Source organism: Planococcus sp. CP5-4_YE, from assembly GCF_019042655.1.
In the GTDB taxonomy this organism is placed as follows: domain Bacteria; phylum Bacillota; class Bacilli; order Bacillales_A; family Planococcaceae; genus Planococcus.
This window is the reverse complement of record NZ_JAHPZO010000002.1, coordinates 145,314-168,232: the sequence shown is the minus strand read 5'-3', so window position 1 is coordinate 168,232 and position 22,919 is coordinate 145,314. Positions and strand designations below refer to the sequence as shown.

The window sequence follows — 22,919 nt, the reverse complement described above, 5'->3', positions numbered from 1 at the left end:
AAAAGATATGGGTGGATTGGCTTCAATTGGTGTACCAGGCTTAATCATCATTTTAGTTATCGTGTTGATTATTTTCGGACCGAAAAAACTTCCGGAAATCGGCGGAGCCGTCGGCAAGACTTTTTCAGAATTCAAACGTTCGACAAAAGGCTTGATGGACGACGATGAGGAAGAGGACAAAGATAAGAAGGATAAAAAAGAAATAGCAGAAACGAATAAAACCGAAAGTTTATGAAGGTGGTTAAATGGATCCGTACGGAGAAAACAATCTGATCAGTCCCTTGCATAAGAAAAAGGCGAGCGAAGATCCGGCGGGACAGGAAAAGCAGAAGGCCGACTCCGGAACGGAACATGAAACCGGAGACATGCCAAAAGAGCCGACTCCGGGAGGGGGCCAACAACCTCCTGAAGAGCCTGAGGACAGAGTGGAAACCTTAGTCGACCATCTAGGGGATTTGCGAAAACAATTGATCAAAAGTTCCATCGTTTTCCTGTTCTTCCTGTTGCTCGTCTTTTCTACGCTGAATTTCTGGTTTCCATATGTGGTAAAGGGCAATGAATTGGTGATTCTCGGGCCTCTTGAAGTCGTGAAATTCTATACATCGATTTCTGCCACTATGGCCCTTGGTCTGTCACTGCCGTTTTTAATCCACTTCATCTGGCAGTTCGTTAAACCAGGGCTTGAAGAGACCGAAGCCAGATTTCTCGGCTTGTATTCGCCGGTAATGCTGCTCTTGTTTGTATTCGGCGTCGCATTCGGCTATTTTGTCGTCAATCCGTTGAGCTATCAGTTCCTGATCGGCCTAGGAGCGGCAAATTTCGATGTAATGATTTCGGCGAACGAATACGTCCATTTCTTGATCATGACCACGATTCCGCTTGGTTTATTGTTCGAAATGCCTATCTTGGCATTGTTCTTATCATCAGTCGGCGTCTTGACGTCCGTTTCGATGAAAAAAGTCCGGAAATGGTCATACCTTAGTTTAGCCATTGTTTCCGCTCTTATCACGCCGCCGGATTTTCTCAGCCAGCTATTGGTTTTGATTCCGATGGCGGGGCTTTATGAAGCCAGCATTTATGCGGTGAAGAAAATGGAAGCGCGAAACGAACGGATAGAAGATACGACTGTATAATAGAAAGCAAAAGGGCTGCCCAAAACATCATGTTATGATTTGGGTCAGCCCTTTTCTTGTACTGCTTACTTGAAAAGGAGGACGTGAAGATGCCGATGGAAATTAGAGAAATCGAAGACTTGCGCGAAGTGGATGCAATGGACCTTGTGGAAGAAAGTGAAGCTGAGGGATATCGTTTCCTGAGGCGGCTCGTCGATCAATACGAGGACGGAAGCAATCGCTTCGACCAACAAGGGGAAGTGCTATACGGTGTGTTTGAACCCGATGGCAAATTGGTCGCGATCGGTGGATTGAACCGGGATCCTTATTCTACGAAAGAAGGGATCGGCAGGCTCCGGCGTATTTATATTGCCGACGCTGTAAGAAGAGAAGGAATCGGAACGAAATTGTTGCAAAAGATCATCGATTCTGCCAAAGGCCAATTCAGTGAACTTGTGGTACGTACGGATTCCGCTTCAGCGGATGCCTTTTATCGTCGGAACGGCTTCTCTGGTGATGTCGGCTTACCGGATGTCACGCACCGGCTCGCTCTGGAGCAGCACGCTGCAAAACCATAAGATAAATTCATGAAGCGATGGATTAAAATCCGTTTGCTGAATCACCTTTTCTTGTACAATGGAAGTCAAAGGACTGCCATTTGAGAAAAGGTGATTTTTTGATTTGCATCGGGGGTGGAAGAGAATGCGTAAAGTGGTGGTCACAGTGTATGATGAGGGATGGCCTATTGAATTTGAGCATGCTGCAGAAGCGATCTGTGGAATGCTCGGGTCCAAGTGTCTGGAAGTAGAGCATATCGGCAGTACCGCAGTGCCGGGACTTGCGGCCAAGCCAGTAATTGATTTGCTCGTGATCGTTTCAGATATCGAGGCGTTGGACCAGCTTGAAGAAGAGTTCCGACAGCTTGGGTATCAAGCGAAAGGCGAAAATGGGCTGCCGGGCAGGCGCTATTTTGAACGCGGCGGAAATGCACGCACACATCACGTACATTGTTATGGACAGGGCGATCCGGAAATTTTACGCCATCTGGCTTTCAGGGATTTCTTGAAGACGAACCCGCAAACTGCAGCAGCATACGGTAGACTGAAGTTAAAGTTAGCGAAACAATACCCTCTGGACATCGACCAATACATAGAAGAAAAACAAGCGATGATCCAGGAAATCGAGAGAAAAGCGATGGGAGAGATTTGATGGAAATGGCGAATTGGAAAGGCGCTGCTGGCGTCTGTGTTAATGAGCGGAATGAAATTTTATTGGTGCTCATGAAAGCACCGGAAGAAGACAGCAAATGGTCGGTTCCTGCAAGTGGCACGGAAGCGGGCGAAACGCTCGAACAATGCTGTGAGCGTGAATTCGAGGAAGTGACGGGGCTTTCGGTCAAGGCAGGGGAAATCTTGAAGACCCGGAACGGCAATTATGAAGATGCCGCCGTGCTATTTGATTTGCATTATTTTCGGGTTGAAGTAACAGGTGGCGAATTAATCATTCCGAAAGATGATTTTTTAATCGAGGACATCTCTTGGAAACCCATCGAAGAAATCGAAAAACTGGAGCTTGCCTATCCGGATGATTTTGAGCTTTTCAAATCGCTTGTTGCAGCGTGAGTACAGCAGGATTTAAAAAATGGGGCTGGGGTAAAGAAGAACTAACAAAGTTTTCGGGAGGGCGATCGCATGGACAAGGAACGGAAGGACAAAGAAGGCGAGAAACTGCTGCCGGATGTAGAACCGGGCCGCCATCAGCCGCCGGATAAAGAAGTGGATCCGATGCCGGACAGAGAATTGGAATACGAAGAAAACTCCAATGAAAAATATCGGGATCAGCTACCAGATGACAACAAGAATGACTAGATTAACCGGCCGCTTGTAATAGAGCGGCATTTTTCATGTGCTTAGATAAAGGAGAGTTCAAAGCCTGTTCATCAGGAAGAAAAGGGGGAGGCTTATGCCGCGACATCAATTTGCAAATGCAGTGTGGCAAGAAGAAAATGCGATGGAAGCGGCGGATTTTCGCCAATTGCTCACAGATAATCCGAAGCTGCAGCAATGGATCGATCAATCGAAAAAATTAACCGTCAATATTCTTCATGCAGATACTTCTCAAGTAGGGAGAGAGGTCTTATGGGGCTCATTGATTTATAAGCAAAGCCGCCATGCCAGGGACGCCCAGGATGTCTTTCACTTCTATGTTTCGGCTGAATTGTTGGTGACCAGTACACTCGATTTCGAGGAAGACTTGGATATGCCAAGGCATTTGATGATCCAGCAGATGGAAAGTGCTGATACACCGATCGAAGTGATGATGATCCTGCTCGGAGGAATGGTCGGTTCGGTTTTGCATAAAATTGACGGTTTTGAAGAGCGCCTCCATCAATTGCTGTGGAATATCAAAGAACACAACAACCGCAAAACTTTGGAAAGCATCGAGGAAGTGCGGCATGAAATCTTGTTATGGAAACATTTAATCATGGGATTCCGTGAAATCAGCATGGCGGTTGAGGAGATCTTCGGTGAAGCCGTTCATGACGGCAGAGAATATAAACGGACAGCTAAACGAATCGATCGTTGTGTCATGCTCGTCGAATCCTATGAAGATGAAATTAACAATATGGTCGATATGGAAAACGTCGTCGCGAATTACCGCGGCAATGAAATCGTCAAAACCTTGACGGTGCTGACAACTTTGTTCACGCCGGTCATGGCATGGGGCGCTTTATGGGGAATGAACTTCAAAGTCATGCCCGAACTCGATTGGAGTTTAGGATATGTGGCAGCCATATTGGTCATCGCCATCTCCACATTCTTATTGTATTTGTATTTCAAGCAAAAAGGATGGACTGGGGATATTCTCCGCTCAATCGACAACAAAGGCAAAGAAAAACAAAGGCAGGACTGATGCCAGTCCTGCCTTTGTTATTTCGGTTTATCTTTTTTTAGTTCTTCAAGTAGCTCGGTGTAACGATGCAAGTCACGGTCATCGTATTTGCCGATATAATTGATTAGCATCTCTTCGACGTCCCGCCGTTGCCGCTCCGCTGCGATGAGTTTTTCTTTCATCGACTTCTGCTTCCAAAGGATCGTATCTTCCACGTCTTCCATTTTGTTGAGCATATCGATTTCTGCGAGCAGTACCAATGCGGCGTTCTTTTTCTCTTCGTACTTCTTCAATGCCTTGTCAATTTTCCGCGTGTCGTTCTCATAGGTCATATTGGAATACATCGACATACGCATACGCCTCCTCCGCCATTTATACTTTTACATTAACAGATATTAGAATATTCTGTCTATAAATAATAGGCAAAAAGATGGCGGAAACACTCTTTCGTCATGAAGTGCTTTCCGCCGTCTCCGCAGGCTCTATCCAATTTTGTGACCAACGTTCGATTTCCTTCATGACCGGCTGGAGCGAAGCACCTTTTTCAGTCAACGAATATTCAATCCGCACTGGGGTCTCGGGATGGACAGTGCGTTCGACCAATCCGTCTCCTTCTAGAGTTTTCAGCCGTTCAGACAGGAGGCGTCCGCTGATTCCAATTTCTTCCGTTAATTGGCCAAAGCGCTTTGGTTCGGCCATCAATTGGTGGATGAGCAGGCCTGTCCAGCGCTGTCCCAATAAGGAAATAGCTGCTTCAAAACGTGGGCAAATTTCCTGGTTTTTCATGTTCACCGCTCCTTTTTCTTCATAATAGCATATCCCCATAAGAATGAAAAAAACAGATGACTTTACGTAACTTAGTTATTAAAATATAATCAGTTACAAATAGTAAGTAGATGGAGGAGTTATCATGAATTTTCATCAAAAGCCTGTGCATTATGTCGAAAGCCTAGCATTGAAAGTGTTGGATTTGAAAGGGATGAGCCGTTTCTATATGGAAGTGTTGGGGTTTGAAACCATCGAAGAAAAGGAAAACGAGACCGTTCTTGGGGTAGGCGGGGAAGAGATCCTGACGCTTCAATCCGCGCCCGAGTTCAAGGCGAAAGCCGGCCGCTTTGCCGGATTGTATCATTTCGCGGTGCTATTGCCGGACCGGAAAGAACTCGGCAAAATATTGCTTCATCTTCATGAGCAGCAGATTCCGATCGGCTCTTCCGATCATCAAGTGAGCGAAGCCTTGTATCTATCGGATCCTGAAGGGAACGGCATTGAAATTTACCGCGACCGCGAACCCGGTGAATGGGAATGGCGCGGAGACCAAGTGCATATGACCGTCGATCCGCTCGATGTGCAGGAAGTCGCACAAGCGTCAAATAGCGAGAAATGGGGCGGCATGCCGGCAGGAACGGTGCTTGGGCATATCCATCTCCATGTCTCGGATCTTCAGGCAGCCCATGATTTCTATACCGGCGCACTTGGCTTCGGCTTGGTCGCGAACCTCGGCAATCAAGCGTTATTCGTCTCCGACGGAAATTATCATCATCATATCGGATTGAATATCTGGAACGGCACAGGCATTCCGGCCTTGCCGGATGAAACGGCAGGTCTTGCGCATTACGTGATCCGAGTCGCAGATGAACAAGCGCAACAGGACATGCGCGACCGCTTACAAGCATACGGAGCTGAACTTCGCATGGATGGGGGGGCGCTTGAAACCGCTGACCCATCCGGCAACCGCATCCGCATTTTAACTGCATAAGAAAATCCCCGAAACGCCAAAGCGTTTCGGGGATTTTTTGCATTAAGGTGCCGGGCACGAAGCGGATGCATCCGCATATAATAAGGGGTGTGTGGAACGCCCAGGCGCAACAGCTTGCTGAATATTGCCCGTTTGTTCGGACAGCAGGTTATCTCTTGTTTCTGTATAAGCCTGGAGTCGCTCCTGGTTTTGCCAGTCTTCAAAAGGTTCATTGTAAAAGCCCAAAAGGATCAATCCGCAAAATGCGGCAATCAATGTGATGCCAAGTAACGAAAGGAAACCTTTCATGATTCAATCCCGCCTTCTCATAGATGCTGATATTAAGAACGCAGACCGTTCGGAAAAGGTTCCCGGTTGAAGAAATCGCAAAGACTGGGATACTGATAAGTAAGCATATGAACGGGAGGGGAAACCATGATTTCATTGAATACAGATATTTGCCGCTTGCTCGGAATCGACTATCCGATTATTCAGGCAGGAATGGCAGGAGGCCCGACCACCGCCGAACTGGTGTCCGAAGTTTCGGAAGCCGGAGCTTTGGGGACACTTGGCGCTGCCTATTTGACACCTGACAAGCTACGGGAGGATATCGCGGAGATACGCGACCGGACGAACAAGCCATTTGCCGTCAATTTGTTCGCGCCTGTGCCAAAAGATGATTTCTCGCGCATTACTGAAGTGAAACAAGCGCTGCAGCCGATCTACGAGGAACTTGCGATTGAAGGGCAAAGCGCTGAATACCGCTCTCCAGATCACGGGGAAGAGCTGTTTCGCATTTGCCTGGAACTGAATGTGCCGACCATCAGTACAGCCTTCGGTTCGTTGTCGCCTGAGCACATGGCTTCTGCCAAAGCACAAGGTGTTACCATTATCACTATGGCGACAACTGTCGGAGAAGCGTTAGATGCACAGGCAGCAGGAGCTGACGCCATCGTGGCACAAGGCAGCGAAGCGGGAGGACACCGCGGCAGCTTTTCATTTGATCGCCATCCTATGGGGGCGCAAGTCGGCTTGATGGCGCTGCTTCCACAAGTCGCAGATACTGTAGATGTGCCCGTGATCGCGGCTGGCGGAATCGCGGACGGGCGGGGGCTGGTGGCATCGCTCGCACTCGGTGCGCAAGCTGTTCAAGTCGGGACGCGTTTTGTCGCAGCGAAGGAGTCCGGTGCGCATAAGGCGTACAAGCAAGCGATTTTTGACAGCGATGAAGAAAGTACCGTCGTGACCAAAAGTTTTTCGGGGCGGCCGGCACGCGGCATTAAAAATTATTTCATCGAACAATTCGAATCATCGGGAACCAAACCGCTGCCATTTCCGTCCCAAAATACAGTAACAAAAGAAATACGCGGAGCGGCGGCGAAAGCCGGCAATCCGGAATTCATGTCGTTATGGGCAGGGCAGGCAACAAGGGCAATGACGCAGGAAGAAGGCGCGGCGGAAATCGTCTCTTCCATGATGGATCAAGCACGTACACTCTTGTGGTAATACGGCTCGAATTTCCTGTTTCTGCGTGCTATACTGTTGAAAGTGATTTTGAAATGAGGAGATTGAACGAATGGAATGGAAAAATATATACCGTGGTATTTTAATGGGCATCAGTGATTTGATTCCGGGAGTCAGCGGCGGAACGATTGCCTTTATCCTGGGAATTTATGATCGCCTGCTTGAATCGATCAGTGGCTTTTTCAGCCGCGAATGGAAAAAACAACTAGGCTTTCTTGTCCCTCTCGGCATAGGGATTGTCATTACCTTATTGTTGTTCAGCCGATTTATCGAATTTTTGCTGGAAAACCATTACGAAGCAACGCAATTTTTCTTCATGGGGCTAATCCTTGGAGTCTTGCCTTACATCATGAAGCAAGCGGAGGTGAAAAAGAATTTCACGGCGCGCCATTTGGTCATCTTGTTGGTCATCGGGGCAGCGCTTGCTTCCATGGCATTTATCCAGACCGATGAAAATGTAGCGCCGATTACGGAATTGAGCTTGCCAACGTTCTTCCTGCTGTTTTTCTCTGGCTGGATTGCGAGCATGGCGATGCTGTTGCCTGGCATCAGCGGTTCGTTCATCCTATTGTTGATCGGTGTTTATTCGACAGCCATCAACGCCTTGTCGACATTGAATTTGCCGATCGTCCTGGCAATCGGTGCCGGGGTCATGGTCGGGTTTGTCGTTTCGAGTAAAGCGATCAGCTATTTGCTGGAGCATTTTACGTACGTGACGTATGCGGCCATCATCGGCTTGATCCTTGGCTCGCTGTTCGTTGTCTTCCCCGGCTTTGCGGCTGATCCGATGACCTTAGTGACTAGCTTGATTACGTTCATGGTCGGCTTAGTGTTCACGCTTTGGTTCAGTTCGCCGAAGAAAACCGATATTACGAGCGAATACAAGGTGGAAGCTTAACAAATGAAAATAGCAAAGCGGACAGTGAAAAGCACTCCTTTTCCTGTCCGCTTTTGGTATTTATTTAAGAAAAAAAGTAAAAAAGGCTTTTTGCTTTCCGGATTCCGCTTTTGCGATTAAACTAAAATTAAGAGAAAGAGGTGATGCGTGTGCGGAAATTTTTTGGCATCTTGTTGCTCATAGTCTTATTGTTTTTCACCCGCCCAGTATGGGAGGCGTCTGTCGAAGAATACGTCGACCTGAGCTTTTTGGATTCGGTAGATGAGGTGATCGGAAATTTAACGGCTGACTCAGATGTTTCCAAAGCGCTTGATGAAGCCAAATATTTCACGACGCGCATGAGCCATCAACTGCAGGCAATGGTGACGGAAAGCTCAGCTGCATTGCCTGAGGCGGTCGCAAAACCAGAGCTCTCCGATACGGATTCCATGGTGGCGGTTCATAATGTTACGCTTGGCATGAGCAAGGAACAAGCCCAGCAAAAAGTCGGCTTGCCGATGCGTTTAATGGAAAATGAATACGGAACCGACTGGCATAGCTATCATCAGGATTACCAAAATTATGTATTGCTGTCCTACGATGAGAACGGAGAGGTCAACGGCATGTTCACTAACCAGGATCTCATCTCTTCTACGGAAGGCTTCTCGATGGATTCGACCAAAGCACAAGTACGGGAGTTGTTCGGGGCACCGCTGACGAGCCTGCAAAAAGGGCGTGTGCAATATATTCTGGATTCGCGCGATGAGTACGATTTGTTTGAAACAGCGGATTCCTATACAACGGTTTTTTATGACGTTCACGAAGGGGATACAGTTACAGCGGTCCAGGTCATCGATAAGGATTTGGAAGAGCAGCGCGGTGAAATATACGCGGAGCCTTCCCCGGAATTAAAGTCAGGCTATGAATTTTTATTGTTCGAACTGACTAACTCAGCGAGAATCCAACGCGAGCTGCCGCTCTTGAAATGGGACGACGAAACGATGGAAACGGCGCGCGACCACAGTCAGGAGATGGCTGAAGAGCGTTATTTCAGCCACACCAACCCTGCTGGACAATCGCCTTTTGACCGCATGAAAGAAGACGGCATTACGTTCTTTATCGCCGGTGAGAACTTGGCGTACGGGCAGTATAGCGCCGTATTCGCCCATGAAGGGCTCATGAACTCGATGGGCCACCGGGAAAATATCGTTAAGCCCGACTTCGGCTATCTTGGCGTCGGTGTCGCGTTCAACTCAGACAAGCAGCCGTATTTCACGGCAAACTTTTTTAATCGCTAACCAAAAATCCCTCTATTGCATTTGCGCAATAGAGGGATTTTTTTATTAGTTTAACAAGAACCAAGCGAGCACGACGAGCGGTCCGACGATAAAGCAGTAGATCGCAAAATACTTGAGCTGGCCTTTCGCCATGATGTTCATGAACCATTTCAGCGAGAAGTACGAAGCGACGAGCGAGCCGGCAAACGCCATGATATACGGCACGGCCATTGTCGCTAAATTATCGTCATTGACAATGTCGGTGATGCTCAGCACAGCTCCGCCAAAACTGACCGGAATGAACAGCAGGAACGAAAAGCGCAATGCTGTCTCTTGGTTGATGCCGCGAGCCATAGCGGCGACAATCGTGGCGCCGCTGCGGCTGATGCCGGGAATCAAAGCGACGGCTTGGGCACCGCCGATGATCCAGGCGTCTTTCATCGTCATATTTCCGTCTTTTCGTTGGCCACGCATATTGCGGATCAGCCAAAGGGCAAGACCGGTGATAATCAAGGTGACACCGACCGTGACGATCGTCGACAAGTAGGAATCAATCGTGTCTTGGAATAACACACCGATAATACCTGCCGGGATGGTCGCAACGACCAAGTAAACGACAAACATGAAATCGCGCCGCGTTTCCGGCGTTTTTTCTTTGAAGAATTTCAAGCCGTTGATGACCAGCCGTTTGATGTCTTCGCGGTAAATGATTAAGACAGCAATTAAAGATGCACTATTAACGAGCAACGCAAACGTCGAATTGCTTCCTTCAATTTCAACATCGAGAAAATACTGCGCGATCAGCAAGTGGCCGCTTGAAGAGATCGGGATCGGTTCCGTAAGCCCTTGGAATAGCCCAAGCAGCAAAAATTTAATGGTAAGCCATAATTGTTCCATCTGTATGTATCCTCCAAATTCTATTCATTCTTGCAACTACAGTCATAAGACGTGCAGTGCTTGAAAAAGTTCACGTTACATAAAAACATATAATACCATATAATCATGATAAACTGGGTATACACATGAAAGAAAGGAAGTGTAATAAGTGACAAATAAATTATGGTTTCAAGCAGGCGTTGGAATTATCCTGACACTGGTCATTATTCGTTTATTCATCGAAGTCCAAGGGATTTTCGACCCGCTGTTCATCATTGCAGGAACAATTTTTGTGCCGCTGCTTCTCGGGGGTGTCTTGTTCTATTTGACGCGTCCGCTGCTATATTTTTTGGAGAATCGCAAATTCCCGAAATGGGCTGCTATTTTAACTATCGTTCTCTTGATTGGTCTGGTCTTTTATCTATTATTTGCAATGGTTGGGCCGAAGGTGACAGAACAAGTCAACTCACTTGTTGACAATGCCCCAGGAATTATCAATGACGTAGAGGATTACGCGCAGTATCTGCTTGCCCAGCGCGACCGCTTGCCGGATTCACTCGAAGAGCAAATCAATGATATGAGCGGCCAAATCGGTGATCGCATTGGGGATATTGGCGGATGGGTCGTGTCGTTCATCACCAGTTTCATCTCGGGTGTCATCACGCTTGTACTCGTGCCATTCTTCCTGATTTACCTATTGATTGACCACCGCAAATTCGTGCCGTTCATTTCCGGTTTCTTCAGCGGACAACGCAAGCTTTGGGTCATTAAGACCTTGAAAGACATTGACCACACCTTGCGTTCGTATATCCAAGGACAGCTGTTCGTCAGTTTTTTGGTCGGGGTTATGCTGTTGATCGGCTATTTAATTATCGATCTAGACTATGCGCTGCTATTGGCATTGATCGGCATGGCGACAAATGTCATCCCATTCCTCGGGCCATACATCGCCGTCATCCCGGCGATATTGATCGCGCTCGTGCAAGACCCGATCATGGCAGTTTATGTCGCCATCATCATGTTGATCGCACAACAGATCGAGAGTAATTTCATTACCCCGAACGTTATGGGCAATGCGCTCGACGTCCACCCGCTGACAGTCATCACATTGATCCTTGCAGCCGGGAACATCGCGGGCATTTGGGGGATTATCTTGGCGATTCCGTTCTATGCGGTCGTGAAAACGATCATCAAAAATATTTACGCAAGGCGTCAGGAAATCCGCTCGACCGCAACAAGAGAAGTGTAAGGGAAAAGGGGCTGTCCCATAAGCCCCTAAAATAAAACAGACGGAGAAAAAAATTCTTTTTCTCCGTCTGTTTTTCATTTAGTCGAAATGTGGCTTGTTCAGTGTTATAATTTGAGGAAGTAATCTTCGGATTGCACATAAAAATCGTCCTTTCTCTAATGGTGGTGTGGTAACTCCCATTTTACAGAAATGGACGATTTTTTTGTATCCTTTTTTCTTTTTAAACCCGGCCGATGGGAATGGAGACGGCGACTCCAGCGGGAGCAGTGACTGAGCGACGCGAGCCGAAGACCCTGGACTGAGCGAAGCGAGGGAAGCGGCTAAGGCCGTGCCCGCGGAAAGCGTCCGTCGAAATGGACATCAGCCCTTTCTTTAGAAGACGAAAAAGAGACTGCCCCTAAAAGTCACTTTACATGACCTTTTGGGACCGCCTCTTTTTGTTATGGGCAATTACTTGACGATAAATGGTTTACCCCCTAAACTATTTATAGTTGAGGGGGTAAACCATTTATGGATATGCGTATTAAAGAAGCGGTCGAATTGTTTCAGGAAGTATTATTTTACGGAACGGAACGGGTTATCCGTTCGGTGGATAATCCGTTATGGGAAGAGTTTTCCCCTGAGCAGATGCAGTCGTTGAAACTGATTGGCAAAGAAGGCCAAATTACATCGGCAAGGCTTGCGGTGCTGCAGGGTGTACATAAAAGCGCCGTCTCGAACCGCACGAAAAAGCTATTGCAAAAAGAATTGATTCAAGTTGTCCAGACCGCAGATCGGCGGGAAAAGCTGCTTGAATTGACCGATGCCGGAAAATCGGTGCTCGAAGAATCGGATAAAATATTGGCAGAGTATTTGGAAAAACTGATGTCGGAACAAGTCGACGACCAGGAAATCGATCAATTCCTGGTGATCTTCCGGAAATTGAGCGCAATCATGAAAACGGATGGAGTGTAAGGGATGCAAACGATACTGAAATTAAAATGGCCGATCATGATCGGGCTCATCGTATTGACGGCGGCATTGTTTTTAGTGGCGCCAAACTTAACGGAACAAGCGGAAGAAGCAGGTTCGTTCCAATTGTCCGAACAAGCGGACTCGCAGCGTGCGGCTACCATTTTGGAATCTGCTGATGTATCGGGGCAGACGATTTCATTGGTGATCGAACTGGAGTCGGAACTCGATGAAACAAGCGAGCAGCAGATTGCGGATATGAGAGCGGAAATCGAAGCGCTCGGCGATCCGGTGACGACAGTATTGGATCCGTTTGAAAATGAAGAACTCGAAGCGCAATTGGTGGCAGAAGATCGCCAGACAGTCTTGCTTCCGGTATCAATTGAAGGAACAGACGAAGAAGCGGCCGCACTCGCGGATGAAATCCGTGAAACGATTGTACCGGAAGATTTAACGGTCTACTTGACGGGTGAGGCGATCATCAACCAAGACGTCAACACCAGCGCGCAGGAAGGCCTGAAGAAAACAGAAATCATTACCGTGATTTTGATTTTCGGCTTGCTGCTGGCGGTGTTCCGTTCGTTTATCACACCAATCATCCCGCTTGTGGCGGTAGGGCTCAGCTATTTGCTCAGCCAATCGCTCGTGGCGTTTTTCATCGATTGGTTCGGCTTCCCGGTATCGAATTACACGCAGATTTTCCTGGTGGCGATTCTGTTCGGTCTCGGGACCGATTATTGTATCTTGTTGCTCAGCCGTTATAAAGAAGAGCTGACAGAAGGAAAAGATGTGCAAGAAGCGATTCTGAATACGTACCGGACGGCAGGGAAGACTTTGTTCATCAGCGGATTCTCGGGCTTTATCGCATTTGCAGCTATCGGTTTTGCGGAATTCCCGATTTTCAAATCGGCCGTTGCCGTCGCAGTCGGCATCGCCGTACTCCTTGTCGTGCTGTTTACCGTCATGCCGTTTTTCATGGCGGTGCTAAAAGACAAGCTGTTCTGGCCAAGCAAGGGCTCGGCTTCCCATAAAGACAGCAAATTGTGGATCTGGATCGGCAAGTTGTCCGTCAACCGGCCGCTTTGGTCGATGCTGCTGGTGGCGGCCATTACGGTTCCTTTGTTGTTCTCCTATAATAATGACCTTTCATTTAATACAGTAGACGAAATCAGTTCGGATTATGAATCGGTGAAAGGCCTCGATGCCATTGAATCGGCATTCGGCGCAGGCAATACGATGCCGGTGCAAGTCGTCATCAAAGGCGAAGAAAACCTGACGGCAGAAGAAACAATTCCGTATCTGGATGCCTTGGCGCAGGACATGGAAAAAGTCGAAGGTGTCGACATGGTTCGCGCCATTACGCGCCCTACCGGTTCGGTCATCGATGAATTTTTCGTCGATCATCAGTTGGGCCTTATCGCAGAAGGACTTGAAGAGGCGAATGCCGGAATTGGCGAAGTCCAGTCCGGCCTCGGGGAAATCGAAACCAACCTGGAAACGATCAGCGGACAGGCGGGAGGCGCTGGCCTTCGCGAGGCAGCTGCAGGCTTGGCGCAAGTGAACGGCCAGCTTGAACAGATTTCAGGCGGCCTCCAGCAGACCGGCAATATTGAACAGACAGTCGGTGCGCTCGCGCAAGTGAATGCCGGGCTTTCAGAGATCGAACAAGGCTTGAACGGCGGCGCTGGCCAGTATGATGAATTGGCTGGCGGCATCGGGGAGCTTGCACAAGGCGTCGGCGCTTCATCCGACGGCCTTGTGGAAATAAGTGAAGGCTTGACTGAAATCGCCGACACGCTGACAGGAATCAGAGACAGCGAAGCGGTGCGCGGCACAGGGATCTATCTTCCTGAAGGCACCTTGGAACAAGAAGAATTCGAACCGCTGCTTGATCAGTATGCATTTGCCGAAGGGGAAGGCATGCTGATGGAAGTGGTGCTCGAAGAAGATCCATATTCGCCGGAAGCGATCGACATCGTCACGAATTTGAAAGAAGCGGCCGAGAGAAGCATTAACGGCACGCCCCTTGAAGAAGTGGACATCGCATATGGCGGGGTTCCAAGCATCAATAGCGACTTGAAGGACATCTCAGAGAGCGACTTTACGCGAACGGTCAGCATTATGCTCATCAGTTTGTTCGTGGTTTTGGCAGTCCTTCTGCGTTCCTTCATCATGCCGCTGTTTATGATCGGCTCTCTATTATTGACGTACTATAGTTCGATTGCGATCACCGAGCTGATCTTCGTCGGATGGCTCGGCTATGATGGCATCACTTGGGCCGTTCCATTCTTCGGCTTTGTCATGCTCGTCTCGCTCGGCATTGATTACTCGATCTTCCTGCTCGACCGCTACCGGGAAGAAGCCTTGACGGCTGCAGACTTCTCGAAAGCGATGCACCGGTCGATGGCGAAAATGGGGACGGTCATCATCACAGCCGCCATTTTGCTCGCCGGAACCTTCGGCGCGATGCTGCCATCCGGTGTGCTCAGCCTGATGCAAATTGCAGCCATCGTTATCACGGGCTTGCTGCTATACGGCTTAATCGTCTTGCCGCTGCTCGTGCCGGCGATCACCGTTTCATTTGCGGGCGGCGCTTGGTGGCCATTTGGGTTGAAAAAGAAAAAATAAGTTTTAAGGGCTGCCTTATAATTACCTTGAAATGTCCGGAGAAAAAGAAGTCCTTTTTCTTCGGATATTTTATTTGTATGTTCGTGTTCGTCCACTCTCTTCAATTCAGAACATGGGATGGGAATGGAGAAGGCGACTCCTGCGGGAATAGCGCGAGCTGAAGACCCTGGACTGAGCGCAGCGAGGGAAGCGGCTGAAGCCGTGCCCGCGGAAAGCGTCCGTCGAAATGGACATCACTCATTTCTTATGGGCAGCCCTTTTTCTATTATTTCGCAAACGGCGAAGCACACCCTATGCGTGTTATAATAAAGTCAGAAATCCAAAGAAGAAATGGGGATGTCCAGTGCTGACATTTGAACAAAAACTAGAAGTGATCGAAGCGTTTCCGGAACTGACACGAAAAGAAGTGTCGATGAAACGAGTCAACTTCCAATTTGAAGAAAGCCTCTACGATAAGAAAAATGTGGTCTACCATCTGCACCCGAACGGCAACGGCTTCGTCTTCGTCGGCGATTTGCCGCATTACGAAGCGGACAGCCGCGGCTTGGTCAATATCCGCGATTTTTCAGCGAGCCAGTTGCGCAGCATCATTGCCGACTCGATTGATTATTTGGGCCAAGAACCGGAGCCGCCTTATGACAAGCGGTGGACCAATAGAGAAGGTGAAAAACTCGACCTTGTCTACGAAGAGCCTTTCTGGAATATCTACACAGGCAAAAACCTCGAAGAAAGCTTTGGCACATTTGATGATGCTGAAGATTATCTGCTCGACCAAGGATTCAGCGAGCGGAAATAATGAAAATCCGGAAACTGCGAGTGCACGAGGAATTGCCGATCGGCCTGTTGCTGGAAGCAGATCCGTCTGAGCAATTGGTCCGCAGCTATTGTGCTGGCGGCCACTGCTTTATCGCCGAATGGCAGTAAACCGTCACGGACGTGTTCGTTTTGGTTGCGCTGGATTCTGAAACCGCTGAAATTAAAAACATTGCACTTGCTGAGCGTGAGCGCGGCAAAGGGTTTGGCAAGCTCTTAGTGTTTTCAGCGCTCGAAGAAGCGAAAAAACTCGGTTTCTCTACTGTTGAGATCGGCACGGGAAATTCGAGTTTGGCGCAATTGGCGCTCTACCAGAAATGCGGCTTCCGCATGAAATCGATTGACCGGGATTTTTTCACCCGTCATTACGAAGAGCCGATTTTCGAAAATGGCTTGCAGTGCCGGGATATGGTCCGGCTTGATTATCGGTGGTAACAAGCGAATGCAGCAGATGCATTCGCTTTTTTCTTTTATTATCAATAAGACAGCTCTGTACGCGCGAAAAAGAGGAAAATTCTGACCATTTTCGGTATGCTGAGAGAAGAGGTGAGGACATGTTCAAGAAAGTGATATTGTACACAAACCGTTTGAATGAAATGAAAGGCTTCTATGAATACCAGCTAGGCTTCCGGATTGTCGCAGAAGACGACACAAGTTTTGCGCTTTCGATCGGCGCGTCCGTTTTGGAATTTCGTCAGTCGGATCGAGCGTCTTTTTACCATTATGCGATCAATATTCCAGGCAATCAGTTCAGTTTGGCCAAATTCTGGGCACGTGCACGCATCGAACTGAACCGCCAAGAGGGCATGGATGAAATCTATTATTCGAATTTCAATTCCGATGCCTTTTATTTCCAGGACCCTGCAGGAAATATTGTTGAGTTTATCGGGCGCCGTCACGTTGATATTATGGATGACTTCACGATCGATTCGCTGCTTGATATCAGTGAAGTCGGCATTGTTTCACCATATGTCAAGGAAGTGGGCGAAGCACTGGAACGGATGGAGATTCCGGTGCGCGGAAATAAAGGCATCGACCCAAAAACGCTGAATTTTCTCGGCAAAGACCCCCATTTTCTGGTGCTAGTACCGCCGAAACGCACATGGTTTTTCTCCAAGCTGAAAAGCGAAACCCATCCGCTGGCAATCGAGCTTGCAGACGGGCGAATGATCGAGATCGATGGAGAAGGGCATATGTTAGAAAAGCAAGCAGATAATCCAATTTCTGACTTGATGGAATCCGCCGCATTTTCCGGAACTGCCCATATAGCCGGCAAAGAAAATTGGTCGCTTGCCAAAGGCTTCGCCAATCGTGTGGACGAACGGCCGATTGCCGTCGATAGCCGCTTCGGCATCGCGTCCGGCAGCAAGATCTTTACAGCAGTGGCCGTATTGCAATTGGTGGAGCAAGGCAAGCTCGAGCTTTCGGCCAAATTGTCAGAGCTATTGCCAAAGACTTTTCCGCATTTCAATGCTACGGTTCACCAGTTATTGTGCCATACGTCGGGTCTTCCTGATTATTTCGATGAAGAAACGATGGATGATTTTGAACAATTATGGCGAGAAATTCCCATGTACCGGATGCAGACGCCGGCTGATTTTGTGCCAATGTTCCGTGATTTGCCGCCTGTCGAAGAACCTGGTGCGCGATTCCGCTATAACAACGCGGGCTATATTGCACTTGGGCTGATTATCGAGCACGTAACTGGCGAAGAGTTCGCCGATTACATCGAGCGAGAAGTATTGGCGAAAGCGGAGATGTCGGACTCGGGTTATTTCCGTTTGGACCGCTTGCCGAAAAATACGGCTTATGGATATATCGAGGAAGGCGATTCATGGCGCACGAATCAATACGCGATTCCTGTTCGCGGTGGTGCGGATGGAGGCGCATTCGTCACAGTAGGCGATATGGCGAAGTTCTGGAACCGGCTAATGGATAGAACTTTATTGTCTGAAGAGATGAAAAACCACCTGCTGACGGTTCAAGTGCAAGAAGGCGAAAAGGCTTACGGCTATGGTGTATGGATCGATCAGCGAGAAGGAAAAGTGGTTATGTATCATGTCATGGGGTACGACCCGGGTGTGAATTTTCACTCGTGCTATTATCCCCAGCAAAAATCCGTTGTTTCTGTATTGTCAAATGCCGGGGAAGGCGCGTATGATATAGTGAAAGCCATTGAACGCGAGAAAAAACTGAGAGGGTGAGTCGATGGACGGAAAAAAACTGGCCATGAGCGTAGTGGTCGGAACGCTCCTGTTGGTCGCGATCATTTTCCTGGTCTTCCAATTGTATTTCATCATGAATTAAAAAAAGCTGCCATTGTGCAGCTTTTTTCCAGGCTGTCGAGAAAGGTAAGAAGTCGTATTTTCCAAAGCTTATCGCTCGCTTTCCGTGGGGCGGGAATCGAGCCTCCTCAGCCGCTATCGCGACCTGCGGGGTCTCTCAAACCCGCTAGTCCCACAGGAGTCGAGCGAACGCTTCTCCAAATACTTATACAGTCCACTAGTTTTTAGGTTGTAAAAAAGCATCTACTTCTCGTGGTTTTTAGTGGATTCTATACTTATTCAACACTCTGAAAAAAAGCTGCCATTGGGCAGCTTTTTTCTTTGTGAAATACGGGACGGAAGTGAGTGGAGAAAGTTTGTACTATTCGACTGCGTTGCAGGGACACGCTTTCCGGAGGGCTCGCATTGAGCCGCTTCGTCGCTTCGCAACCCCCCGCCTGCTCAACTCTCACGATGTTCGAGCTTCGCAAACGAATATGCTCAATGCTTTTCGTATATTCGCTTGCAGGGTCTCAATTGTCTCGCTGATCCTCCCGGAGTCGGCCCCTTCCACTCCGTCTCTAATTTTAGAGTAGTGGATAATTTCTTCAACCATACAATATAAAGTGTGAAAGAGCTCCAGTCTGGATAGCTCATGTCTCTTCTAATCTACCAACAATAATTCTTTGCTCAAAAACTTCATGATTAGATGCCTTATCTCAGGAAGCGATTCCCCCGCTAGCCGGCAACTGAATACAAAAAGAAAGCTATATAAACTAGCATAATCCAATGAAATCTCTCAGCTGCCCAGCGCCAAGGGTGAGCCGACGCAATAAGACAGGTGCTTTTCCTGGCTTATTGTAAGAGGCCAACCCAAAGCAGGGCGGCGAATACTAAAGCGACGCTTATATCAATATGCCGGAACATTTCCGCAAACAAACCCTAGTTATCTTCACTTCTGTTCTATTCAGGAAGCGATTCCCCCGCTAGCCGGCAACTTATTATAGAAGCAGTTCTGATTAAACGCACCCGAATCAAAGAAATCTCTCAGCCGCCAAGCGTAAAGGGGTGAGCCGACGCAATAAGACAGGTGCTTTTCCTGGCTTATTGCAAGAGGCCAACCCAAAGCAGGGCGGCGAATACTAAAGCGACGCTTATATCAATACGCCGGAATATTTCCGCAAACAAATACTCGCTACCTCCACTTAAAGAACGCGCTCAATTGTATGCATGTATTTTTAGACAATAAAAAATGGACTCTTCCGAAGAAGAGTCCATTGAAAGTTTAAGGGTTAATTAAGCTTTTGATACGTTAGTAGCTTGAAGACCGCGTTGGCCTTGCTCGATGTCAAAAGTAACTTCTTGACCTTCGTCAAGAGTTTTGAATCCTTCGCTTTGGATAGCTGAGAAGTGTACGAATACGTCGTCTCCGCCTTCGCGCTCGATGAAGCCGAATCCTTTTTCTGAGTTAAACCATTTTACTTTACCTTGTTCCATGTGTGTTTCCTCCTCGTATGCTATTGCATACATTGTATTACTATCCTTGCTCAAATCCTTCAGATTAAATCTGATACTTAATGAAAAGCCATCGAACAAAAATAATTCTTCCTTAGAATAGCATGGTGCTCTTTGGAATGCAAGGGTTAAGTTCGGTTGGTTCTTTTTCCTGCCATTCGTTATAGTTGAATGAAGAGGGATTGGAGGGGGAGCAATGCGAAGAGTCATGGTGATCGGTGTGTCGGCAGGAGCAGGTAAATCAACATTTGGAAGACGTTTAGGGGAAGTGGCCGAACTGCCTGTGCATCATTTGGATGCATATTTTTGGGAGCCGGGGTGGGTCGAAGCAGAGGAAAGAGAATTTCGGCACAAGCAACAGGAGCTGGCAAACGAACCTAGTTGGATCATCGAAGGCAACTATAATAGCACGGCAGCTATCCGCTTGGCGGCTTGCGATACACTTATCCAATTGCAGCTGCCGCTTTGGCGCTGTTTATGGCGTGTATTGAAAAGGCGCCTCCAGTACCGCAGACAGGCAAGGCCGGATATGGCACCAGGATGCCCTGAAAAGCTGGATTATGAATTCCTGAAGTTCATTATGACGACCTATCACGAGCGGCAAAAATCGCAACACCATTTAATAGAAGAATTTATTAGGAAGTATCCTGAAAAACAGGTTTATATCCTCCGTACACAAAAAGAAATTGAGGCTTTTTTTGGGACAAGTCGGTAAATAGTTTCAATTTTACAGTCAATTGAAAAAACTTGAAGACGATGGATAGGGAACATGGTATTCTGATAGTACGAAAGAAACGAGGGGGAATGGGCTTTGAAAGACCGCCTATATGAAGGTACACTGACCAATGTGCGCATGCACAAACAGGTGCCAATGTATATGAAGCGCCTGTACCTGGAGGATTTGGCTGAAATCGAACGGGTTCAGCAAACGGTTATCGACTCGCTGCCAGAGAAAAATACGTTGCAGCCGTTGTCGACTGAAGAATTTCTGTTTATTTTGCAGCATAACGGGCTGATTGTTGGGGCTTTTGTAGAAGGAGAGCTAGTGGCTTTTCGGGCACTACTCGTTCCGGAAGTTGACGAGGAGCATCTTGGGCGGGATATCGGGCTTTCAGAGGAAGAGCTTGGCGACATGATTTACCAGGAAATTTCGGCTGTCGCCCCCGATTACCGGGGAAACCGCCTTCAGCAGAAATTAGCCGAAGTGGTCATGAAGGAATTGAAAAAGTTGGATAAGAAGTTCCGCTATGTGGCCTGTACAGTGGCACCGATGAACATCCCGAGCTTGAAAGATAAATTCATGCAGCATATGCATATCGCTGCATTAAAAAAGAAGTACGACGGTCTGGAACGTTATATCTTGGTAAAGGATCTCGAGCAGCCCAATGCAGATTATGGCAATCAAATTACAGCCCCGATTGACGACCTGCAAAAACAGAAGGAATTACTAAATGAAGGATATGTTGGAATTGGCTTCCAGATGGTCAAGGGCTTTCATGCGCTGCAGTTTGCCAAACCTCTTAGTTGATCGATAATTTTTTTAAAAAAGCGTCTCGAATTGTGGAACACTAATGCGCTTTCCTGTAAAATTATCAGAAATTCACATAAATTTATCTTCAAGAGGAGTTACGATATGAAGTTGCAATTTGCACAAATACCCGGCGTACGCATAGTAAAATCATTCGGGCCAGAGTCAACGGACATCCAGGCGATTGTCTATAACTCTTCGGCTGCACGCAATGGTTCTGCATTTTTTTGCGTCATCGGTGAGAACACGGACGGACATTTATACATAGAGCCTGCCATCGAAAATGGTGCACAGGCAATTATCGGCTCCAATGAGGAAATTCTGTCCCAACAAGCGAAGCGCCATCCGGCTGTCAGCTTTGTGCTGGTGGCGGATGTGCGCAATGCACTCGCGCACACTGCAGATTTCTTTTTCAGCTCGCCACAGCATGATTTGTTTAAAATCGGCGTGACGGGCACGAACGGCAAGACCACGACAGCTACTTATGTCCGTAATTTATTTAATTTGCTCGGGACACCTTGTGGATTCGTCGGTACAACGGGCGTAGAAACGGCTGAAGGCAAAGTTCCGTTTAAGAAAAGTACGCCGACTACGCCAATTGCCTCGGACATCCATCAGATTTTTTCCATGCTGGTGGAAGCGAAAACAGAGGCGGTCGCCATGGAAGTGTCATCGACTGCGTTGGATCAGCAACGGGTGGAAGGAATCATTTTCGATGTAGCGATTCACACCAATTTATCCGAGGAGCATCTCGAATACCATAAGACGTTTGAACATTATCGGGAGTCCAAGCTGAAATTGTTCGAGCGCGCGAAAGCGGCAGTCGTCAATCTCGATGACCCGGGGTTGAGCGACGGCATTTTAGCGGTAGCGGATTATCCAATCTTGAGCTATAGCCAGGACCCATCCAGCGGTGCCGATCTTATATGGGAGAATTACAGCGCTTCCGCACAAGGGATGCGTTTTGAGTTGAACTATAACGGCGACAGCCGAATAGTCGAAGCTCCATTATTTGGTGATTACAATGCCGCGAATTTGACGGCGGCGATCGGAACGGCATTGCATGCAGGATATTCCATTGACCAGATCATTGCCGTCTTGCCTGATATGCCTCAAGTCGAAGGGCGTTTTCAAGTTATCAGAGGGCCTGAAGAGCGGACCATCATCTTGGACTATGCCCATACTCCGGTCGCAATCGATGCGGTATTGACCGAAGCCCGTAAATTGCCCCATGCCCGCCTCATTGCCTTGATTGCCGGAATTGGCATTCGGGATTTTGCAAAGATGCCGAAAATGGCGAAAGCATCTGAAGGGAAAGCGGACGTCTTGGTCGTAACGGTCGATCATCCAGGGTTTAACGATCCGGAAGATGTCGTCGAAGAAGTGATCAAAGGTTTCAGTGTGCCATACATGCAAAAAGTTCTGAAGGCGCCAACGCGCAAACAGGCTGTAGAAAAAGCCTTAGAAGAGAGCGGACCAAACGACATCATCTTGCTTTCGAGCGGCTGTATCAACGGCGCACAGATCATTAAAGGGGAATATATTCCCCATTCAGACGAAGCGATTATCGAAGCATTTTTCTCAAGCGAGGCCGGGGAATTTTAGCGGAGAAGGTCGCTTTTTCCGCGCGGAATGTGTTTAATAGAAGAGAAGCCATAAAGAATAAGAATTGGAG

At 48.0% G+C, this 22,919-nt stretch carries 24 protein-coding genes and 1 pseudogene; 20 read left to right on the top strand and 5 right to left on the bottom strand.

Features of this window, described 5'->3' with window-relative positions; all coding sequences use genetic code 11:
• Nucleotides 1-7 precede the first annotated feature (7 nt).
• The 7 genes from tatA (at nucleotide 8) to KTG14_RS03215 (ending at nucleotide 4,025) form a co-directional block, all read left to right on the top strand.
• Nucleotides 8-235, top strand: a complete 228-nt coding sequence (tatA, locus tag KTG14_RS03245) for a twin-arginine translocase TatA/TatE family subunit (protein WP_216969421.1) — start codon at nucleotides 8-10, stop codon at nucleotides 233-235.
• 10 nt (nucleotides 236-245) lie between these two features.
• A complete protein-coding gene (gene tatC, locus KTG14_RS03240; protein WP_216969419.1) occupies nucleotides 246-1,133 on the top strand; it encodes a twin-arginine translocase subunit TatC in 888 nt (295 codons plus the stop codon).
• 89 nt (nucleotides 1,134-1,222) lie between these two features.
• On the top strand, nucleotides 1,223-1,690 hold the full coding sequence (locus KTG14_RS03235; RefSeq protein WP_216969417.1) for a GNAT family N-acetyltransferase: 468 nt from the start codon (nucleotides 1,223-1,225) through the stop codon (nucleotides 1,688-1,690).
• Nucleotides 1,691-1,814: 124 nt separating this feature from the next.
• Complete coding sequence (locus KTG14_RS03230) at nucleotides 1,815-2,321, top strand: GrpB family protein (protein WP_216969415.1); 507 nt, start codon at nucleotides 1,815-1,817, stop codon at nucleotides 2,319-2,321.
• A complete protein-coding gene (locus KTG14_RS03225; protein ID WP_254177953.1) occupies nucleotides 2,321-2,734 on the top strand; it encodes an NUDIX hydrolase in 414 nt (137 codons plus the stop codon). The genes KTG14_RS03230 and KTG14_RS03225 overlap by 1 nt, the downstream gene beginning before the upstream one ends.
• A gap of 69 nt (nucleotides 2,735-2,803) precedes the next feature.
• Nucleotides 2,804-2,980 carry a hypothetical protein gene (locus KTG14_RS03220; protein WP_216969413.1) on the top strand — a complete coding sequence of 59 codons (177 nt, stop codon included), beginning with the start codon at nucleotides 2,804-2,806 and terminating at the stop codon, nucleotides 2,978-2,980.
• 94 nt (nucleotides 2,981-3,074) lie between these two features.
• The gene (locus KTG14_RS03215; protein ID WP_216969411.1) at nucleotides 3,075-4,025 is read left to right on the top strand and encodes a magnesium transporter CorA family protein; all 951 of its coding nucleotides are present in this window, start codon (nucleotides 3,075-3,077) and stop codon (nucleotides 4,023-4,025) included.
• Nucleotides 4,026-4,042: 17 nt separating this feature from the next.
• Here KTG14_RS03215 and KTG14_RS03210 read toward each other — a convergent pair whose 3' ends face one another.
• Entirely contained in the window at nucleotides 4,043-4,354 is a 312-nt protein-coding gene (locus tag KTG14_RS03210; protein ID WP_058381919.1) for a hypothetical protein, read from the bottom strand.
• A 100-nt stretch (nucleotides 4,355-4,454) separates the two neighbouring features.
• Entirely contained in the window at nucleotides 4,455-4,790 is a 336-nt protein-coding gene (locus KTG14_RS03205; protein ID WP_216969410.1) for a winged helix-turn-helix transcriptional regulator, read from the bottom strand.
• Nucleotides 4,791-4,914: 124 nt separating this feature from the next.
• On the opposite strand from KTG14_RS03205, the gene KTG14_RS03200 reads away from it, so the two are divergent.
• A complete protein-coding gene (locus KTG14_RS03200) occupies nucleotides 4,915-5,763 on the top strand; it encodes a VOC family protein (protein ID WP_216969408.1) in 849 nt (282 codons plus the stop codon).
• A 42-nt stretch (nucleotides 5,764-5,805) separates the two neighbouring features.
• On the opposite strand, the gene KTG14_RS03195 is transcribed toward KTG14_RS03200, so the two are convergent.
• Nucleotides 5,806-6,051 carry a hypothetical protein gene (locus KTG14_RS03195; protein WP_216969406.1) on the bottom strand — a complete coding sequence of 82 codons (246 nt, stop codon included), beginning with the start codon at nucleotides 6,049-6,051 and terminating at the stop codon, nucleotides 5,806-5,808.
• Nucleotides 6,052-6,177: 126 nt separating this feature from the next.
• On the opposite strand from KTG14_RS03195, the gene KTG14_RS03190 reads away from it, so the two are divergent.
• From KTG14_RS03190 to KTG14_RS03180, 3 genes are all read left to right on the top strand, one after another.
• Entirely contained in the window at nucleotides 6,178-7,248 is a 1,071-nt protein-coding gene (locus tag KTG14_RS03190; protein ID WP_216969404.1) for an NAD(P)H-dependent flavin oxidoreductase, read from the top strand.
• A 70-nt stretch (nucleotides 7,249-7,318) separates the two neighbouring features.
• Entirely contained in the window at nucleotides 7,319-8,164 is an 846-nt protein-coding gene (locus KTG14_RS03185; RefSeq protein ID WP_216969402.1) for a DUF368 domain-containing protein, read from the top strand.
• Between the two features lie 149 nt (nucleotides 8,165-8,313).
• A complete protein-coding gene (locus KTG14_RS03180) occupies nucleotides 8,314-9,441 on the top strand; it encodes a CAP domain-containing protein (RefSeq protein ID WP_216969400.1) in 1,128 nt (375 codons plus the stop codon).
• A gap of 45 nt (nucleotides 9,442-9,486) precedes the next feature.
• On the opposite strand, the gene KTG14_RS03175 is transcribed toward KTG14_RS03180, so the two are convergent.
• A complete protein-coding gene (locus KTG14_RS03175) occupies nucleotides 9,487-10,317 on the bottom strand; it encodes an undecaprenyl-diphosphate phosphatase (protein WP_216969398.1) in 831 nt (276 codons plus the stop codon).
• Between the two features lie 148 nt (nucleotides 10,318-10,465).
• Here KTG14_RS03175 and KTG14_RS03170 point away from each other — a divergent pair, with 148 nt between their 5' ends.
• The 6 genes and pseudogenes from KTG14_RS03170 (at nucleotide 10,466) to KTG14_RS03145 (ending at nucleotide 18,141) form a co-directional block, all read left to right on the top strand.
• On the top strand, nucleotides 10,466-11,545 hold the full coding sequence (locus KTG14_RS03170) for an AI-2E family transporter (protein WP_216969396.1): 1,080 nt from the start codon (nucleotides 10,466-10,468) through the stop codon (nucleotides 11,543-11,545).
• 510 nt (nucleotides 11,546-12,055) lie between these two features.
• The gene (locus KTG14_RS03165; RefSeq protein WP_216969394.1) at nucleotides 12,056-12,499 is read left to right on the top strand and encodes a MarR family winged helix-turn-helix transcriptional regulator; all 444 of its coding nucleotides are present in this window, start codon (nucleotides 12,056-12,058) and stop codon (nucleotides 12,497-12,499) included.
• 3 nt (nucleotides 12,500-12,502) lie between these two features.
• Nucleotides 12,503-15,124 carry an MMPL family transporter gene (locus KTG14_RS03160; RefSeq protein ID WP_216969392.1) on the top strand — a complete coding sequence of 874 codons (2,622 nt, stop codon included), beginning with the start codon at nucleotides 12,503-12,505 and terminating at the stop codon, nucleotides 15,122-15,124.
• 343 nt (nucleotides 15,125-15,467) lie between these two features.
• Nucleotides 15,468-15,920 carry a hypothetical protein gene (locus KTG14_RS03155; RefSeq protein ID WP_211653090.1) on the top strand — a complete coding sequence of 151 codons (453 nt, stop codon included), beginning with the start codon at nucleotides 15,468-15,470 and terminating at the stop codon, nucleotides 15,918-15,920.
• Nucleotides 15,920-16,372 (top strand): annotated as a pseudogene (locus tag KTG14_RS03150) (GNAT family N-acetyltransferase). The gene KTG14_RS03155 and the pseudogene KTG14_RS03150 overlap by 1 nt, the downstream one beginning before the upstream one ends.
• A 119-nt stretch (nucleotides 16,373-16,491) precedes the next feature.
• The gene (locus tag KTG14_RS03145) at nucleotides 16,492-18,141 is read left to right on the top strand and encodes a serine hydrolase (RefSeq protein ID WP_216969390.1); all 1,650 of its coding nucleotides are present in this window, start codon (nucleotides 16,492-16,494) and stop codon (nucleotides 18,139-18,141) included.
• A 1,356-nt stretch (nucleotides 18,142-19,497) separates the two neighbouring features.
• Here KTG14_RS03145 and KTG14_RS03140 read toward each other — a convergent pair.
• Nucleotides 19,498-19,698: a cold-shock protein gene (locus tag KTG14_RS03140; protein ID WP_058381906.1), complete on the bottom strand. Its 201-nt coding sequence runs from the start codon at nucleotides 19,696-19,698 to the stop codon at nucleotides 19,498-19,500.
• A 214-nt stretch (nucleotides 19,699-19,912) separates the two neighbouring features.
• Here KTG14_RS03140 and KTG14_RS03135 point away from each other — a divergent pair, with 214 nt between their 5' ends.
• From KTG14_RS03135 to KTG14_RS03125, 3 genes are all read left to right on the top strand, one after another.
• Entirely contained in the window at nucleotides 19,913-20,431 is a 519-nt protein-coding gene (locus tag KTG14_RS03135) for a P-loop NTPase family protein (protein ID WP_216969388.1), read from the top strand.
• 138 nt (nucleotides 20,432-20,569) lie between these two features.
• Entirely contained in the window at nucleotides 20,570-21,244 is a 675-nt protein-coding gene (locus KTG14_RS03130; RefSeq protein WP_216969691.1) for a hypothetical protein, read from the top strand.
• A gap of 105 nt (nucleotides 21,245-21,349) precedes the next feature.
• Nucleotides 21,350-22,849: a UDP-N-acetylmuramoyl-L-alanyl-D-glutamate--2,6-diaminopimelate ligase gene (locus KTG14_RS03125; protein WP_216969386.1), complete on the top strand. Its 1,500-nt coding sequence runs from the start codon at nucleotides 21,350-21,352 to the stop codon at nucleotides 22,847-22,849.
• Nucleotides 22,850-22,919: the final 70 nt, after the last annotated feature.